Origin of the sequence: Mesorhizobium sp. M4B.F.Ca.ET.214.01.1.1 (genome assembly GCF_004791545.1) — a bacterium.
Classification (GTDB): Bacteria; Pseudomonadota; Alphaproteobacteria; order Rhizobiales; family Rhizobiaceae; genus Mesorhizobium; species Mesorhizobium abyssinicae.
On the sequence record NZ_SRUX01000333.1, the window covers coordinates 1 to 278 of the forward strand.

Consider the following 278-nt stretch of genomic DNA (forward strand, 5'->3'; position numbering starts at 1 on the left):
CTCTGAAACGCTGGAGCTGTTCGGCTACCTGATCAATCGCATTGACGAGCCGGTCCCGGTGCTGTCGGCACCCATCAAGGACTACCTGCCGGTCAGCCGGCACATGTTCTCGTCCAAGACCGGTGACTTCGTCATCAATACCCCCAATGGTGCCAACCACTTCGGCGCCATCCTGAACATCAAGGAGTATGCCGAGGGGACTTACCCGGGCATCCTCAACGGCCTGAAGTACTTGGACTACGAGTACGTCATCACCCATTCGTTCAGCCCGATGGGGC

At 58.3% G+C, this 278-nt stretch carries 1 pseudogene; it reads left to right on the forward strand.

Annotated features, from left to right (window positions below):
- A pseudogene (locus EN857_RS34450) lies at nt 1-278 on the forward strand (hypothetical protein); the annotation flags it as partial.